This is a genomic window from Haloarcula regularis (assembly GCF_029338315.1).
In the GTDB taxonomy this organism is placed as follows: domain Archaea; phylum Halobacteriota; class Halobacteria; order Halobacteriales; family Haloarculaceae; genus Haloarcula; species Haloarcula regularis.
The window spans coordinates 1228441-1244880 of record NZ_CP119794.1; the positions used below are offsets into that span (position 1 = coordinate 1228441).

16 protein-coding genes are annotated in these 16440 nt (G+C 67.4%); 6 read left to right on the top strand and 10 right to left on the bottom strand.

The genetic code is table 11. The features are described from left to right. Nucleotides 1-82 precede the first annotated feature (82 nt). Both P1N55_RS06655 and P1N55_RS06660 read left to right on the top strand, forming a co-directional pair. Nucleotides 83-640: a type IV pilin gene (locus tag P1N55_RS06655; RefSeq protein ID WP_276278150.1), complete on the top strand. Its 558-nt coding sequence runs from the start codon at nucleotides 83-85 to the stop codon at nucleotides 638-640. Between the two features lie 60 nt (nucleotides 641-700). Then, complete coding sequence (locus P1N55_RS06660; protein WP_276278151.1) at nucleotides 701-1408, top strand: helix-turn-helix domain-containing protein; 708 nt, start codon at nucleotides 701-703, stop codon at nucleotides 1406-1408. A gap of 138 nt (nucleotides 1409-1546) precedes the next feature. Here the strand turns inward: P1N55_RS06660 and hmgB are convergent, their stop codons facing one another. The 4 genes from hmgB to P1N55_RS06680 all read right to left on the bottom strand — a co-directional run bounded on the left by hmgB (nucleotide 1547) and on the right by P1N55_RS06680 (nucleotide 6357). Then, nucleotides 1547-2884, bottom strand: coding sequence for a hydroxymethylglutaryl-CoA synthase (hmgB, locus tag P1N55_RS06665; RefSeq protein WP_276278152.1), 1338 nt, complete (start codon nucleotides 2882-2884; stop codon nucleotides 1547-1549). Between the two features lie 93 nt (nucleotides 2885-2977). Further along, nucleotides 2978-5209 carry a PKD domain-containing protein gene (locus P1N55_RS06670; protein ID WP_276278153.1) on the bottom strand — a complete coding sequence of 744 codons (2232 nt, stop codon included), beginning with the start codon at nucleotides 5207-5209 and terminating at the stop codon, nucleotides 2978-2980. 40 nt (nucleotides 5210-5249) lie between these two features. Continuing rightward, complete coding sequence (locus tag P1N55_RS06675; RefSeq protein WP_276278154.1) at nucleotides 5250-5621, bottom strand: type IV pilin; 372 nt, start codon at nucleotides 5619-5621, stop codon at nucleotides 5250-5252. A gap of 13 nt (nucleotides 5622-5634) precedes the next feature. Then, nucleotides 5635-6357 (bottom strand): hypothetical protein, encoded by a 723-nt coding sequence (locus tag P1N55_RS06680; protein WP_276278155.1) that lies wholly within the window; start codon nucleotides 6355-6357, stop codon nucleotides 5635-5637. Nucleotides 6358-6375: 18 nt separating this feature from the next. Between P1N55_RS06680 and P1N55_RS06685 the strand changes: the two genes are divergently transcribed. Then, entirely contained in the window at nucleotides 6376-6600 is a 225-nt protein-coding gene (locus tag P1N55_RS06685) for a hypothetical protein (protein WP_276278156.1), read from the top strand. 302 nt (nucleotides 6601-6902) lie between these two features. Here the strand turns inward: P1N55_RS06685 and P1N55_RS06690 are convergent, their stop codons facing one another. Then, entirely contained in the window at nucleotides 6903-7487 is a 585-nt protein-coding gene (locus tag P1N55_RS06690) for a DUF2150 family protein (RefSeq protein ID WP_276278157.1), read from the bottom strand. Between the two features lie 201 nt (nucleotides 7488-7688). Between P1N55_RS06690 and P1N55_RS06695 the strand changes: the two genes are divergently transcribed. Next, complete coding sequence (locus P1N55_RS06695) at nucleotides 7689-7997, top strand: hypothetical protein (RefSeq protein WP_276278158.1); 309 nt, start codon at nucleotides 7689-7691, stop codon at nucleotides 7995-7997. Here the strand turns inward: P1N55_RS06695 and P1N55_RS06700 are convergent. The 3 genes from P1N55_RS06700 to pdxS all read right to left on the bottom strand — a co-directional run bounded on the left by P1N55_RS06700 (nucleotide 7994) and on the right by pdxS (nucleotide 10644). Continuing rightward, nucleotides 7994-9196, bottom strand: a complete 1203-nt coding sequence (locus P1N55_RS06700) for a mechanosensitive ion channel family protein (RefSeq protein WP_276278159.1) — start codon at nucleotides 9194-9196, stop codon at nucleotides 7994-7996. The genes P1N55_RS06695 and P1N55_RS06700 overlap by 4 nt on opposite strands. Before the next feature lie 71 nt (nucleotides 9197-9267). Further along, nucleotides 9268-9729, bottom strand: coding sequence for a thiol-disulfide oxidoreductase DCC family protein (locus tag P1N55_RS06705; protein ID WP_276278160.1), 462 nt, complete (start codon nucleotides 9727-9729; stop codon nucleotides 9268-9270). Nucleotides 9730-9735: 6 nt separating this feature from the next. Further along, nucleotides 9736-10644, bottom strand: coding sequence for a pyridoxal 5'-phosphate synthase lyase subunit PdxS (pdxS, locus tag P1N55_RS06710; protein WP_276278161.1), 909 nt, complete (start codon nucleotides 10642-10644; stop codon nucleotides 9736-9738). A 172-nt stretch (nucleotides 10645-10816) separates the two neighbouring features. Here pdxS and P1N55_RS06715 point away from each other — a divergent pair, with 172 nt between their 5' ends. Then, entirely contained in the window at nucleotides 10817-12289 is a 1473-nt protein-coding gene (locus P1N55_RS06715) for an ATP-binding response regulator (protein ID WP_276278162.1), read from the top strand. A 70-nt stretch (nucleotides 12290-12359) separates the two neighbouring features. Next, nucleotides 12360-13133 carry a DUF1405 domain-containing protein gene (locus P1N55_RS06720; RefSeq protein WP_276278163.1) on the top strand — a complete coding sequence of 258 codons (774 nt, stop codon included), beginning with the start codon at nucleotides 12360-12362 and terminating at the stop codon, nucleotides 13131-13133. A gap of 10 nt (nucleotides 13134-13143) precedes the next feature. Here the strand turns inward: P1N55_RS06720 and P1N55_RS06725 are convergent, their stop codons facing one another. Then, nucleotides 13144-13536: a hypothetical protein gene (locus P1N55_RS06725; RefSeq protein WP_276278164.1), complete on the bottom strand. Its 393-nt coding sequence runs from the start codon at nucleotides 13534-13536 to the stop codon at nucleotides 13144-13146. A gap of 49 nt (nucleotides 13537-13585) precedes the next feature. Next, complete coding sequence (locus P1N55_RS06730; RefSeq protein ID WP_276278165.1) at nucleotides 13586-16288, bottom strand: valine--tRNA ligase; 2703 nt, start codon at nucleotides 16286-16288, stop codon at nucleotides 13586-13588. Between the last annotated feature and the right edge of the window lie 152 nt (nucleotides 16289-16440).

Here is a 16440-nt window from a genome sequence, read left to right on the forward strand (position 1 = left end):
TCCAAAGAAATCACCGCTAAAGTAAACACCGCCGTGACCGGCGGGCGACCATTCTTATACGAGGACGGGACCAGGGCGGCGTGTGTCCGGCAGACAGCATTCGGGACCGGACGACCGAGCGACCACGGCCGTCGTCGGCGTCGTCCTGCTGGTCGGCCTTACGGTCGCCCTGGTCGCCGTCGTCGGTGGAACCGTCGGCGGCCTCGACGTCGCGGCGTTAGCCCCCGCACCGTCGGTCAGCCACTCGACGGCCACCTTCGAGACCGGGCCCTCGACCGGCTGTGGCGAGAACGTGGTCCGCATCGTCCACGAGGGGGGCGACCCCGTAGCGCCCGCGGCCATCGAACTCGTCATCAATCTGCCGGCCCGGGGCGCGAGCGCCCGCGTCCGCGGCGTGCCCGTGGCCGGGACGCAGCTGGGGGACCGGCACCTCGTCGACGACGACCACAACATCGTCTACGACAACTGCGTCGGCGGTGTCATCGCCGATGGCGGTCGGCGCTGGGCCGCCGGCACGGCCATCGCCGTCCAGTTGAACGCCGGTGGTGGGACGATAGCACCGGGCGACCCCATCGAGGTGGCCGTCGTCCACGAACCGACCGGGAGCGTCGTCGTCGAGGCGACGCTCTCGGCGACCTGAGCCCACGAGTGGTCGCCGTTCCGATACGCTTTAGTTCACGACTCACAACCGTTCGACCCAATGGCCCGGGGAACGCGAGCCCAGCTCGCCGAGAAGATGGCCGGTGAGGTCGCGCTGAGCGACGACCCCGGCGCGACGCTCAGGAAGTGGCGCACGGACTTCGAGGTGCCACAGACCGAGCTGGCCGACCACATCGGCGTCTCGCCGTCGGTCATCTCCGACTACGAGAGCGGCCGGCGCGACAACCCCGGTATCGGCATCGTCCGCCGACTGGTCGGGGGGCTGCTCGACATCGACGAACGACGCGGCGGCGACCACATCCGACAGCACGCCCGCGTGCTCTCGGCCGGGTTCGACAGCGACGTCGTCCACGACCTCCGGGAGTACCCGGCCAACGTCGGCGTCGACCGGGTGTACGACGCCATCGGGGCCGAGGAACTCTCACGGGGCGGCCAGGACACCGTCGCGGGCCACACCGTCATCAACTCCATCGCCGCCATCACCACGCTCTCATCTGACGAGTTCTACCAGCTCTACGGCCAGTCGACCAACCGGGCGCTCGTGTTCACGAACGTCACTCGCGGCGAGTCGCCGCTGGTCGCTTTACGCGTAGTCTCGCCGACGCCCAACGCCGTCATCCTGCACGGCCTCGACGGGGACGCGGTCTGGGACCACGCCGAGGACCTCGCCCGCATCGACGACTTCTCGCTTGCGGTCACGGACGTCGACCTCGAGGACCTGCTGTCGGGACTGCGGTCGCTGCCCTGAAACAGGCGCGTCCGCGATCCGAGTGGGGACAGCGGTCGTCGACGACCGCTGCGTACTCGCGCCTCGGGAGACAGCCGTGACCGAGAACCGTGATTCGGGCGTCGTGGACCGGGCCGAACCTGAGAAGCCCGGACCGCGTCACTCGACGAAGCGGTACTTGCGCTCGCCCATGCGGCCCCAGCCGTCGAAGACGAACTCCTGTTCGGGGGCGGTGAACTCCTCGGCGTCGGATTCCTGCTCGTGGTTGTGGACGTCGTGGACCGCCTCGTACTCCGCGAACGTGAGGTCGTGGCGGTTGCGGATCTGTTCGTCGACGTTCAGCTGGGCGATCTCCTCCTCCCAGCCGGGGACCACGCGCTCGGCGTGGACCTCGGCCTGGGCGCCGGACCCGTAGGAGGCCACCAGCAGTTGCTGGCCGTCCAGGTCACGGTTGTGCTCGCGGGCGTGTTTCAGCCCGGAGGCACGCGCCAGGTGGACCGACCCGGTGTACCAGTTGCCGACGTGGCGCGCGATGTCGAGCGTCGGTTCGATGGTGTCGGCGTACCAGTCCCGGTAGCGCTCGGTCTCGGTCAGCGCGTCCGTGTACTCCTTGATCGCGGCGTGGAACTCGTCGTCGGTCTCGAACTGCTCGCGGGTCGGCTGGTGACCAATCTCCTCGGCGAGCAGGTCCTCGACGTCGGTCCCGCGGACGATGTGCCGGTAGCCCAGCGCCGCGGCCTTCCGGACCATCCCCGGGAAGGGGGTGTGAAAGGGGATGAGCGGGTAGTCCTCGGGGTGGATGTCGCCGGCCACCGAGGCGTAGTCGTCGAGCGCCTCGCGCATGCGAGCGAGGTAGACGTTCACCGAGCGCTTGCCGTCGACGGAGGGGAACTGCTGGTTGGGCTTGAGGAAGTCCGTCTCGTCGGCGCTGCCAAAGCCCTGCTCGGGCGACAGCTCGACGAGGTTCGGGTCCTCGGCGACGAGCATCGCGACGGCGCCGGCCCCCTGGGTCGCCTCGCCGGGGTCGTCGCGGGCGTAGAGCGCCGTGTCGGTTGCGATGACGATGGCCGCCCGGCCGCGGTTGCGTCCGGCGCGAATCCAGTTGTACGCGTCGTCTAAGCTCTGTGTCCCCGAGATGCACGCGAACTTGCGCTCGCCCTTGTTGGCGTGGTGGAAGTCGCCGTCGTAGACCTGCTCGAGACAGCCCGCGACGTACGTGGAGACGGGCTTGGAGTTGTCGAAGGAGCTCTCCGTGGCCACGTCGATGCGGCCGATGTCGTCGGGTTCGAGCCCCTTGCGCTCCATGAGTCGATGGGCGGCGTTTGCCCCCATCGTCACGATGTCCTCGTAGACGTCGGGGAACGAGGAGGCGTGGAGTCCCAGGCCCTTGGTGTACTTCTCGGGGTCGTCGTCCTTCGCCGGCGCGAACGTCTCGGCGAGGTCGAGTTTGAGTTTGCCGGTCCAGATCTCTATCGCGTCGATGCCGACGGCAGTCATGACTGGAGGGTCACCGCGGGTCCATAAGGGTTTGTCGACTATCTATTCGACGGCTGTCGAATAATGGGCGCTGGTGCGGGCTTCGGAAGTCGACTAGACGACCGTGCCTTTCTGTGGCGTCCCGTCGACGTTCTGTGGCGGCTTCGACCCGCCACCACGCCGGTCACCGGGGCTTATGTCGAACTCCTTCGCCCGTCCGCTCCCGTCCTCGAAGACGGCGCCGCCGACGTACAGCATGTTCCCATTGTTCTGCCTGTTCCCAGTGAAACTGCTGAACTCGTCGCCGACGAGTCGGGCGTTGTCGACGTACATCTCGCCGTTCGACGTGAGCGCGATGCCCTGGTTGGACCCGTCGACGACGTCGAGGGTCGCACCGGTGAACGTGACCGCACCGCTGCTGGCGGTGGCGGTGATGCTTCCAGCGCTGTCGACGGTGGCACCGACGCCCCTGATACTGGCCGCGTCGAACTTGGCTTCCTGCCCGCTCCCACGCGACTCGATGGTCGCGCCGTCGACGTCGAGCGCCCCCGACAGCGACACCGTGACCGTGCCTTCACTGGTGAGCGTGGCGTCCGTCGCCGTCAGGTCGCCACCGGAGAGCTTCAGCTCCTGTCCACTGCCCTCCGAGCGGATGGTCGCTCGCGTGAGGTCCATGGTGGGTGCACTGCTCACCGTTATCTTGCCTGCACTGGTGAACGTCGCGTCCGTCGCGGTCAGATCGCCGCCGGAGAGCTTCAGTACCTGCCCACCGCCCTGTGAGCGGACAGTCGCGCTGCTGAAGTCCATACTCGATCCCGCGGTGGTGGTCAGTTTCCCGGCACTCACGACGGTCGCACCAGTGGCACTGATCGTGTCCCCCGAGAGGGTCAGCGCCTGCCCACCTCCGTTCGACTCGACGCGCTGATTGCCGATGTCGAGCGTCCCGGTCGAGGCTTCGAGCGTCGCGGCACCGCTCGAGGTCACGTCCGTCTCGACGGTGACGCTCCGGCCCTTGAGCGACACGCTCGAGGCCGAGATGGCACTCACGCTGTCCGGGACGACCAGCGAACTCCCGTTGCTGGCGGCGTCGTACGTGCCGTCGCTCACGTCGACCTGGAAGTCGCCGTCGGCCGACGAGTAGAGGCCGTCGTTGTTGACGTCCTCGTACGCGAACCCGGGGTCCTGCTGTGGGCCGCCGCTTCCCGAACTCACAGTCACCGTCTGTGTCTCCGTGTCCGACCCGCCGTTCCCGTCGGTGACCGTGAGTTCGACGCTCCTGCTGCCGGTGGACCCGAAGGTCGTGCTCGCCGTCTTCCCCGTCGCGTCTGTCGTCCCGTCCCCGTCGAAATCCCAGGCGTAACTGAGGGCGTCTCCGTCGGGGTCGGTGGACCCGCTCGCGTCGAAGGAGACGGATTCGCCGGTTTCGGGGTCGCTGGGCGAGTAGGTGAAACTCGCCGTCGGTGCAGCGTTGCTGTCGTCGACGATCTTCGAGGCGGTCCCCACCCGGTCAGTGGTGTCGCCGACCCGCACGACCACGTAGAGCGGCGTCTCTCCGGTATTCGAGTCGCTATCACTGACGGTGACCGTCGTCGAGGACCCATCGTAGGGCGTCGCGATGACCCGGTCCAGTTCCGTGTTCATCGCCGAACTGTCGTACAGGAGCACCGTGTAGTTCGAGATGTCGTCGTCTGGGTCTGTCGCCTGGAAGGTGACGTCGACGTCGTACTTGCCGCTCTTGCCGCTCCCGGTGACGCTCGTCCCCGTAATCGACACGCTCGGCGGACTCGGACTCGCGACGCTGATCACCTTCGACTCGCCGTTGGTCGCGCCGTCGTCGTCGGTAACGAGCAGCCGGGCCGTGTAGTCACCCGCCGACGGGTAGGAGAAGGTGGCCGTCTGCCCGGTGGCCTCGGTGGTCCCGTCGTCGTCGAAATCCCAGGCGTAACTCGAGATCGTCCCGTCGGGGTCGCTCGACCCGGACGCGTCGAACGAGACGCTCTCTCCGGGATCGGGACTGCTCGGGGTGTAAGTGAAAGCCGGCGCAGGGAACGCGTTGTACACGGTGACCGTCTTCGTCGTCGTGGCGGTTCGCCCGTCGACCGCGGTGACAGTCAGCGAGACCGGGTACGTACCGTCGTCTGAGTAAGACGTGCTCGCGGTCTGTCCGGTCGCGTCGGTCGTCCCGTCGTCGTCGAAGTCCCACTCGTAGCTGGTGAGCGTGCTGCCCTCGACGTCGCTGTTACTCGCGTCGAAGGAGATGGTCTCGCCCTGGGTCGGCTGATCGGGAACCCAGGAGAAGCGAGCGAATGTCGTGACGTCGACCGACACGCGCACTTCGTCGACCACCGTGTTCGAGCCCTCGTCGACGACCAGAACCGTGAGTCGGTCACCACCGACCTCGTTGGCCCGACGCCACTGATCGCCGGGGTCGAACCGGGAGGGGGGCGCCGCCGACGCGCTGTGTGAACGACGTCAGCTCGTAGCGGGCCCGACCGTCACCGGCGACGACGACCGAGACTGCGTCGGCGTCGAGGCTGTCGCCGCCGACGTGCTCGACGGTGACGTATTCGGTCGTCGCGTTCGCTTCGACGTCGACCAGCGGGGCACTCTGGGCCTGGGTCGAGACGTTCCCGACGACGACGACGGCGACGACGGCCGTCGTGAGGACCACGACGCCCGTCAGGAGGACGATTCCGATGACCTCAGACTGGCCGCGGGTGCTGGCCTGTCTGTCGGTGGTGCGGGTCTGTCTCGTCATCGGTCCTCTCCGGTCACGGCACCGGGATGAAATACAGGGCCGTCTCGCCCGTCTCCAGTTGCATGCTCACAACGAGCCAGTCGTTCGAGTTGAGGTTCTGGTCGAAATCGAGGACGATCCGCGTCGTCGCATCGTCGCCCTCGAGGTCGAGGTCCGGGTCGAGCTGGACGAAGTCGCCACGGACCTGGAGAGTTCCCGAGTCGGTGGCGCCCTCCTCGCGGATGACTGCTTGCGAGGGGCTGGAGCCACCCTGTGCCTCGAAGAAGTTGATGCGTGCCTCGATGAACGAGTTGTCGTCACCGGAGTTCTGGAACTCGAGCGTGAGTTCCTGCCCGTTCTTGAACTCGTCCGTCAGTCGGATCTCGCCCGGCGCGGCCGGGTTGATGTCGTCGATGCCGCCGCCGCGTTCGCCCGACGGCGGCACCTCCCCGATGCCCACTGGCCCGCACGCCAGCGTGTAGTCGCCGTCGAGGGTCAGTTCGAGGGTTCGACTCCCGGTCGGACCGGACACCGTGACGTCGCCCGGCGGGACCTCACCGTCGAGGAGCGTCTCCCAGCGACGCTCGGACAGTTCCGTCGGGAGCGTGACGCGCACGTCGCTCACCTGCGTCCGGTCCAGGAGGCCCGCTCGCGGTTCGACTGCCACCGTCTGGGTCCCGCCGACGTCGAACGCCCGGGTGATGGGGACGAGCTCGATGGTGTCGCCACGGACCACCGTCTGGTCGGTGAGCGGCACGGCCTCCGAGCCGAAGTCGTGATAGACGACGGAGTGCTCGTAGCGGAGCGTCCCTGCACCCTGATAGACGTTGTATCCGGGTTCGTACTCCAGGAACCGGGTCTGGACGTCGGTGCCAGGACAGACGTCGTCGGTGATGTCGTTCCCCGTCCCTGCTCCTCGACGACGATCGAGCGCTGCTCTGTCGTCCGCAACGATCCGCCGGGCGGCCCCGGGTTCGTCGCGACGAGGCGAGCGGGGTAGTTCGTCCCCAGCGTCAGCTCGGCGTACCCGTCGTTCCCCCCCGTGTAGGTCTCCAACAGCGTGTTCCGCACCTCGATCATGTCCCGCTGGACCTGCTGGTTGTGGTTGAACTCCACCTGCCGGTTCTGGTTGGGTACGACGAACGCCTGGTACGTCGAGAATGAGACGATGAGGACGGCAAAGAGGAGGACCGCCCCTATCTGGACGGCCTGCCCGCGCTCGTCACCCACCAGCGCCATGCTCTCGCTTGCAGAGTCCGCGGTAAAAAGGTATCTGCCCCACTATCAATCGCTGTGCTGGCCTCAGGCCTCGTCGTCCTCTTCGACGACTTCCGGGTCCGAGAGCGCCGTCTGGAGGCTGTCGAGGCCGTTGACCCACTCGGAGACGAGACCGTACTCGATGTCCTCGGCGACGTCTATCGCGAGTTCGTCGCCGTCGATGATGCGGGTGCCGGCCTGGACGCAGTAGCCCAGGGCGGCGTCGAGGTCGTCCTCGGCCTCGGCGTCGGCGGCGGCCTGGACGTACTCGGCGACGGTCGCGTCGTCGGTGACGCCCTCGGCGACGTACTCCTCGGCGGCGTAGAAGACACAGACCAGCGAGGTCTGGACGCCGTCGATGAGCATCAGTTTCTCCTCGTCGTCGATGTCGATCTCCGAGAGAACGATCTCGCGGACGTCGGCGAGTTCGCCGAGGGTCGTCTCTTCGTCTATCGTCCCGTCCTCGTAGTCGGTGAGTATCTTCGCGACGGCGATGGCAGCGTCGTCCTGGAGGTTCAACAGGAGGCGCGCGGAGTCCTCGTCCTCGGGGTCGACGTCCTCCTCGTCGATGCGTTCGATCCAGTTCTGCCAGCGTTCGTCGGTGTAATACTCCCCCGGCGGAGTGCTCATACCCACCCGTACGTCCGACCGGGGATAGTAGTTTCGACAGTGGTCTGCAGGTGGGTGACAGCCCCCGTGTGCGGCGGTTCCGCGGCCACGGGCACCTAGACCCAGGCGCCGGGGACGACGTGGGCCTGGGCCGATGTCGCCCGAGCACACGGACGCGAGCGTGTCGGGGATTTATCATTCCAGGGTGCGTGTTGTTATATCATGTCACAGCGGCAGCCCACGCGCGGTCGCCGGCACTCTGTCAGTCCCGCGCGAGTCGGCGCCGTGGCACAGCAGGCGGGGCTCGTCGCCGTCGTCGTCACGCTGCCGCTCGTCGTCGGCACCTTCGCCGGCTTCCTCGCGTCGGCGGGCTCGCCGCTTGCCGGTCTCGAAGCGGCCACCCGGACGTTGAACGCCGCGCCGACGGTCAGCACCGGGCACGCGACGCTCTTCCAGCTCGGCACCTACGCGCTGCTCGCGGGGTGCTGGTCGGCCGGCCTGGGCCTCCTCCTGGACGGCTTGTTCGACTAGTCGCCGTCGCCGTCGGCGACGACCCGCTCCTCCTCGGTCGAGATCCTGGCGTCGAGGCCGTCGTCGCGCCCCGACAGGGTGCGCTGTGGGAACGGAATCGTGATGCCCTCGCCGTCGAAGCGCGTCTTGACCTCGCTGACGACGGCCGAGATGGCGCGCCACTTCCGTGGTGGAGTCGGGTGGTCGATCCAGAAGCGCAGTTCCATCACGACAGCCGAGTCACCGAACTGCTTGAGGACGACGTGGGGCGGGGGCGAGTCGACGACGTGTTTCACGTCGGTCATCGCCTCGCGAGCCACGTCCTTGGCCCACTCGAGGTCCGTCTCGTAGTCGACGCCGACGTCCAGCGTCAGCCGCAAGAGCCCCTTCTGACTCCGGTTGGTGATGGCCTGGTCTGCGACACGGTCGTTGGGGATGACGACGAACTCGCCGTCGAAGTTCTCGACGCGCGTGTTGAAGATGGTGATGTCGGTGACGATGCCCTCGTTGTCGCCGATCTGGACCCAGTCGCCGATGGTGAAGGGGCGCGAGAACATCAGGACGAACCCAGCGATGAGCGCCCCGAGCGTCTGCCGGGCGGCCATCCCGACGACGATGCCGAGAAAACCCGCCCCCACCAGGAGGCCGCTGAGGTTGACCCCCCAGAGAGTCAACGCGCCGGCCAGGACCGTCACCACGATGGCGACCTGACCCACCCGGAGGATGATCTCCTCCTGGTGTTGCGTGACCCGGTCGGACCCCTCTCCTAAGCGCCCGACGGCCTTCTTCAGCTGTTCTGAAGCCGCGAACCCGAGGACGACCAGAAGCAGCGAGAGGCCGCCCTTGAACAGGTCCGGCACCGCCGAGATGAACAGGTCCGTGATGGTCACGGCCCACTCGAACAGCCCCCAGACCACCAGCATCCCGAGGCCGGCGACGCCGAGGACGCTCACCTGGGCCAGTCGGAGCAACAGCCCCGAGAACGAGGCTGGGACGTACGCGCCGACGGCGTCGGCCGTCTCGGCGACGTACCCGGACATGTACCGGGAGGCGACGAGGCGCTGGACCTGCCGAACCGCGAGCGGCAGGACCAGCAACGCGACGACGGCCGTCAGAAAGAGGAGGCCGGCACTCACGGCGAGTCGACCCTCCGTGGTCGTCAGCCGTTCCAGTATCTCGAGTGCCTGCTGGGTGAGCCTCGCGACCTGCGACTGCTGCATGTCCCTCCGCTAGGGAGGCGCTGCCTTGTGTGTTGTCCTCTCAGCGGCCGAGCACCACGGTCCGTCGACGTTCACTCGAAGGTCCGGTTCGCGAACCGCTCGCGAAGCGCCGGTTCGGGGACGGGACAGGCGTCTTTCTTCCCGAAGACCCGGTAGCGGTTCTCCGCGACGAGGTCGTACACACGGTCGCTGAGGCCGGTCGGGACCACCGAGAAGGCCGACAGCAGGGGCCAGGGGCCGTCGAGGCGGCGACAGACCCTGAGGACGGCCTCGGATTTGGTGTACACCGCGCCGCCCTCGACGAGGACCACCGAGTCGAAGTCCTCGGTCTGCAGGTCGTGGCGCCGCGACAGCTCCTGGCCCACGTCCGACTGCAGCGGGGCAAACAGGAACTCGCCGGCGTCGTCGAACTTGACGACGAAGCGGACGAACCCGTTACAGAGGTTGCAGACGCCGTCGAACAGCAGTATCGGCTGGTCGAGGTCGTCGACGATGGCTGCCGCGTCGCGGTCGGTCTCGGCGGGTGGTTCCATACGGGCCTATACGCCCCGGCCCTGCATCTTCTCTTCGTCCGGCAGGTCGACGTTGGCGTCGCCTTTCATGCCCTTGCCGACGTTCGTGCTGATCTCGGTCAGCGCCTCGGCGTCGTCCCAGTTGTTGACGGCCTCGACGATGGCCCGGCCCATCGCTTCGGGGTCCTCGGCGCCGAAGATGCCCGAGCCGACGAAGATGCCGTCACAGCCGTGGTGCATCATCAGGGCGGCGTCGGCGGGCGTCGCGATGCCGCCGGCGGCGAAGTTGACGACCGGGAGTCGGCCCATGTCGGCCGTCTCGTGGACCAGGTCGGCGGGGGCCTCGTGCTCGCGGGCCCACTTCTCGCGTTCCTCGTGGCTCATCCCCTCGAGCTTGCGGATGGCGCCCTTGATGTTGCGCTGGTGGTGGACGGCCTGGTTGACGTCGCCGGTGCCGGCCTCGCCCTTGGTTCGGATCATCGCCGCGCCCTCGTCGATGCGCCGCAGGGCCTCCTGGAGGTTCCGCGCCCCACAGACGAACGGCGCGGTGAACTCCCGCTTGTCGATGTGGTATCGGTCGTCCGCCGGCGTCAGCACCTCGCTCTCGTCTAACATGTCGGCGCCCGCCGCTTCGAGAATCTCGGCTTCCTTCACGTGGCCGATGCGGGCCTTGCCCATCACCGGGATAGACACCTCGTCGATGACTGCCTGCAGGGAGGCAGGGTCGGCCATCCGGGCGACGCCGCCGCGCTTGCGGATGTCGGCCGGGACCGCTTCGAGGTTCATGACCGCCACTGCACCGACGTCCTCAGCGATACGGGCCTGCTCTGGGGTGACGACGTCCATGATGACGCCGCCCTTCTGCATCTTCGCGAAGCCGCGCTTGACGAGTTCGGTGCCGCGGCGGAGGTCCTCCAGGTCGGTAGCTTCGGTCATTGGCGTTCGCTTGGGACTGGATTTACTTAACCCGTGTCCTTGGCGGTTCGCCCACGAGCCCCGGACGGCGGCGCTGTCGACGGGTTCACGCGCCCGGGGAGCGGTAGAGCGGGGCTTTCATCTGTGAGAGCCGGGAATGATTTTTTATGAACGAACCGCCGTACTACTGGCAATGTCGCTCTCGTGGGACCGGTTCGAACCGCCTCCGACCGCACAGGTCCTCCACGTCGACGACGACCGCCGGTTTCTGGATCTGTCGGCGGAGATGCTGGAGCGCCACGCGGGGGACCTGACGGTCACGACGCTCGCGGACCCGCTCGAAGTGCTCGACCGCCTGGAGACGGCGAACGTGGACTGTATCGTCTCGGACTACAACATGGCGCCGCTGAACGGCATCGACCTCCTGCGGCGGGTCCGTGAGGTCGACCCCGACGTCCCCTTCATCCTCTTTACCGGGAAGGGAAGCGAGAGCGTCGCGAGCGAGGCCATCTCGGCCGGGGTCACCGACTACGTCCAGAAGAGCGGGGACCGCGAGACGTTCGAGATGCTGTCGAACCGCATCGAGAACGCCGTCGACCACGCGCGAAGCGAGCGTGAGCTGGCCCGCAAGAGCAGCCTGCTGGACAGCATCTTCTCCCAGATTCCCCACCACGTCTACGTCAAGGATCGTGAAGGCCGCCACGTGCGGGTGAGCGACGCGTACGTCCGGGATCCCGAGGCGATGGTCGGCAAGACCGACGCGGAACTGTACTGCGACACGAACGGCGAGGCGACGATGCTCGACGACATGCGCGTCATCGAGGACGGCGAGCCGATCGTCCACAAGGAGGAACAGAAGGCCGAGGACGCGGACGGCAACTACAGCTTCGAGTACCTCAACGACAACTACGGCGAGGACGTCGTCGACGACCGGCGGCGCTACGACGAGTGGGTCCTCACGTCGAAGGTTCCCTGGCGCGACGAGGACGGCGGGGTGCTCGGGCTCATCGGCGTGACCGTCGACATCAGCGACCGGAAACGCTACCAGCAGTCCCTCGAGCGCCACACCGAGCGGTTAGAGCAGTTCCTTGCAGAGGTCGCCCACGACATCCGTTCGCCGCTGCAGGTCGCGAGTTCGAACGTCGCCCTGCTCGAGGACGTCGACGACGAGCGGGTGACGTCGATCGAACGGAGTCACGAGCGCATCGCGGCACTCGCGGACGAGCTCAGCCGGTTCGCCCGCCACGGGGAGACGGACCCGACGCCGGAGCCGGTCGACCTGGCCGACGTGGTCGAGCAGACGTGGGCCAGCCACTCCACCGGCGACGCGACACTTTCGGTGAGCGGCCTCCCGACCGTCGAGGCCGACCAGACGGAGCTGGGCCGCCTGGTCGACAACCTCGTCGACAACGCGATCGACCACGCCGGACCCGACGCGAGCGTCACCGTCGGTTCGCTCGCCGACGGCGGATTCTTCGTCGCCGACGACGGTCCCGGCATCCCCGCAGACGAACACGAGTCCGTCTTCGAGGCGGGCTACACGACGGCTCTGGAAGGGACCGGGCTCGGACTGGCCATCGTCTCGACGGTGGCCGAGCGCCACGGGTGGACGCTGTCGATAACCGAGAGCGACGCCGGCGGCGCGCGCTTCGAGATTCGGACCTGAGCAGACGGCGCAATCGCGCTCGGTTCGCCCGACCGCTACCGTTTTCAGCTCGCCTCCCCACGCCACGGATATGGCTACCGAGGAGAGCGTCGGCGGTCGCATCGAGGGGCTCGTCGCCCGGGTCTTCGACGCGCCGCTCCCGCCCCCCGAGGGGTTGCCCCGCTACGTCGCGCCGCTCCCGCAGTGGCTGGAGAACGTCGGCCTGCGACTGGCCTGGCCCATCGCCCTCGTCAACCTGCTGGGCACGGTCTTTGGCTTTTGGTACTACGCCGGCCGACCTCTGGAACTCGCGGCGCCGCTGGTCGAGGGCCAGCTCGGCGCCGCGCCAGTGCTTGCCTACCCTCTGATTCCGGACTCGCCGGTGGCGACGCTGTTCATCGGGCTCTCTTTCGCCGCCTGGAAGCTCGACCGGGACGCCGAGTGGCTCCACGCACTGGCATTCTTCGGCTGTATCAAGCTTGGCCTCTGGACGCCGTTCGTGCAACTGGTCGTCAACGGCCCGGAGGGCATCGCCGCCTGGCTCTACTGGTTTCTCATCCTGAGCCACATGGCGATGGCCGTCGAGGCGTTCCTCATCCACCGGTACGCATCGTTCAGCGTCCCGGCCGTCGCCGTCGCCGTCGTCTGGTACGGGTTCAACGACGTGGTCGACTACTTCGTCCCGGTGCTGGACGGGCCACACCACACCTGGCTCCGCGGGGAGCCGCTCGTGGCGGCCGGCCAGTTCGACCACACCGTGCTGGCCCACGACCTGGCGGCCGGCTGGGCCGTCGTGTTGACGCTGCTGGCGACTTTCTTCGCGCTCGCGACCCGCATCGAGAAGGTGAAGCGGGCCCGCGAGTGATCGCCGCCGGTCAGGCCTCGCCTGGTTCGCCCCGGTGTTTGGCAACGGCGGCGAGCGCCATCGCGGCACAGACGCCCGCCAGCGCGGGGATACCGACGCCGGCGGCCACCAGTTCCCAGGGCACGAGACGCCCCAGGCGACCGACGAGCGACGGTTCGATGCCCGTTCCGTCGAGGAGTCGCGCCTGCGTCCCGGCGTAGTCGAAGCCGAGGGCGACGCTGGCGACGCCGATGCCCGCGAGACCCAGGCCGCCGGCGCTGGCGCGCAGATGGTCCACTCGAGCGGTCGCACGCCGGCCGGCCCACCAGCGGTAGGCCGTGCCGACGACGACCCCGAGGACGCCGACGCCCAGCGAGAACAGGAACGGGACGGCAAACAGCGGGTCCGCGAGCGACTGGAACACAGCGAAGCGACACCGCGACCGGTCAAAAAACCCGCGGCGGCCGGCCGTCTTACCGAACGACGACGACGGCGGACTCGGTCTCGGTCATCTCGCCCTCGCCGGAGTACGTGCGCGATTCCTCGACGGCGAACATCTCGTCGTCGAGTTCGAACTCGCCGCCGGCGACGACCAGCGTGTCGCCGTCGATCTCGTAGTCGCCCGCCTCGATGGCGGCGTCGATGTCGCCCACCGAACTCCCGAACTCGGGACCCACGATGGAGTAGTCGAGGTCGATGTCGCTGACCTCGGTCGTGATGTCCGGGGCGTCCTCGAAGACGTCCAGCGTCGCGACGTGCATCGCCTCGGCGATGGCCTGCTCGAAGCCGTCGACGTGGCCATAGACCTCGACGTGCTCGAGGTCGGCGTTCAGCGGCAGGCCGTTCTCGGTCTTGTACCGCCGGAGCGCGGAGACGACCTCCATCGCCGTCTCGCCGGCCTCGAGGTCGGCCTCGTAGCCGCCCGGCGTGGGCCAGTCGGTGGTGTGGACCGAGCCTTCCTCGTGATAGATCTGCACCCACAGCTCCTCGGTGACGTGCGGGAGGAAGGGGGCGAACAGTTGGAGGAAGGTCCGGTGGGCGTGGACCAGCGTGTACTCGGTCGAGGTGTCACCGTCGTCAGAGAGGCGCTGCTTGGCGATCTCGAGGTAGTCGTCGCAGTAGGTGTTCCAGAAGAACGACCGCAGTTCGTTGCGGGCCTTCGAGAAGGCGTAGTCCTCGAACTTCGCGGTCACCGACTCGATTGTCTCGTCGAGCTCGGCCAGCAGCCAGCGGTCGACCGCCGAGAGGGCGTCGGGTTCGGCGGGCACCTCGGCGGGCGTGAGCTGGTCGACCAGGCGCGAGGCGTTCCAGAGCTTCTGGAGCAGGCGCTCGCCGGCCTCCAGGTCGCCCTCCTTGTACGGGAAGTCGTCGCCGATGGAGGTCCCGGCGGCCCAGTAGCGGGCGGCGTCGACCGGGAACTCCTCCAGAACTTCGCTGGGTGGGATGACGTTGCCCTTCGATTTGGACATCGCCTCGCGGTTCTCGTCCAACACCATCCCGTTTATCATCACGTTCTCGAAGGGCACCTCGCCGGTGTGCTCGTAGCACTTGACGACGGTGTGGAACAGCCAGAACGAGATGATGTCGTGCCCCTGCGGGCGCAGGTCGAACGGGTAGAGTTCGGGCATCGACATCTCGAACTCGCCGTCGGCGATGGTGACGGACCCGTCCGTCGCACCCTCGTCGGCTGTCCAATCCCATCCAGCATTCACCAGCGGTGTCAGCGACGAGGTGGCCCACGTGTCGAAGACGTCCTCCTCGGGCGTAAACTCTGAGTGGCCACACTCGGGACAGGCGTCGACCGGCGGGTCGTCGGAGAGCGGGTCGGCGGGCAGTTGCTCGGGTTCCGCGAGGACCGGCTCGCCACAGTCGTCGCAGTACCAGACCGGAATCGGAATCCCGGAGTCGCGCTGGCGCGAGATACACCAGTCCCACTCCAGGCCCTCGATCCAGTGCTGGTACCGGGAGTACATCTTCTCGGGGAACCACTCCATCTCGCGACCGGCCTCGAGGTACTCCTCCTTCTTGTCGAGCAGTTTGATGTACCACTGCTCGGTGACCAGGTACTCGACCTCGACGCCACAGCGCTCGTGGACCTGCACGGTGTGCTCGTGGTCGCGCGACTCGAGCAGGTAGCCCTCGACGTCCAAGTCCTCGATGATGGCCGCGCGGGCCTGCGTCGTGCTCATGCCCTCGTAGGCGCCGGCGAGTTCGGTCATCGTCGCCGACTCGTCGATGGCCAGGCGCAGGTCCAGGTCGTGGGCCTGGTACCACTCGATGTCGTTCTGGTCGCCGAAGGTACAGCACATGACGATGCCGCTGCCGGTCTCCATGTCGACGCGCTCGTCGGCGATGATGGGGACCTCCTGCTCGAACAGCGGGACCTTCGCCGTGCCGCCGACGAGGTGCTGGTTCTCGTCATCCTCGGGGTGGACGAAGACGGAGACACACGCCGGCAGGAGTTCCGGGCGCGTCGTCGAGATTGTGAACGTCTCGTCCTCGACCGGACCGTCTCCGTCTTCGACGAGGTCGAAGGCGATGTCGTTGAACTTCGTGTGTTTGTCCTCGTCTTCCTGTTCGACCTGCGAGATGGCCGTCTCACAGTCGGGGCACCAGATGGTCGGCGCGCGCTGGCGGTACTCCCGGCCCTGCTCGTAGAGGTCCAGGAAGGAGAGCTGGGAGATACGCTGGACACGCGGTTCGATGGTCTTGTAGGTGTTGTCCCAGTCGACGGAGATGGCCAGCGACTGGACGTCCTGCGTGAACTCGTCCTCGTAGGTCGCACAGACCTCTCGGCACTTCTCCTGGAACTCGCGGCGCGGGTAGTCCTGGTGACGAATGTCGAGTTCCCGCTCGGTCAGGCGCTCGCTCGCGATGCCGTTGTCGTCGTAGCCGAAGGGGAAGTAGACCGTGTCGTCGGCCATCCGGTGGTAGCGGGCCACGAAGTCCTGCAGCGTGAACTGGTAGAGGTGGCCCATGTGGAGGTTCCCCGACACCGTCGGCGGCGGCGTGTCGATGGAAAAGCGGGTGTCTGCGTCCCCGTCGTAGGCGTACGTGTCGGCGTTGACCCAGTGGTCCTGCCACTTGGGTTCGACCTCGCTGGGGTCGTACTCCCCGTCGAGGGTGTGCTGGTCGGCGGTCGATTCCTCCGTCGGTGAGTCCTGTGTGTCACTCATGTCTGAACGCTGGGTGGGTGGTCGAGAACGGTGCGGGCGTCGAGCGGGTGGTGTTAGTGGGGCGAGGGGGCCCCTACTACGGGTACGAGAACGGGCGGCGTGGATGCTCGACGCGTCATCTACACGTATATGGGCCAACCGGGGGCTAAACG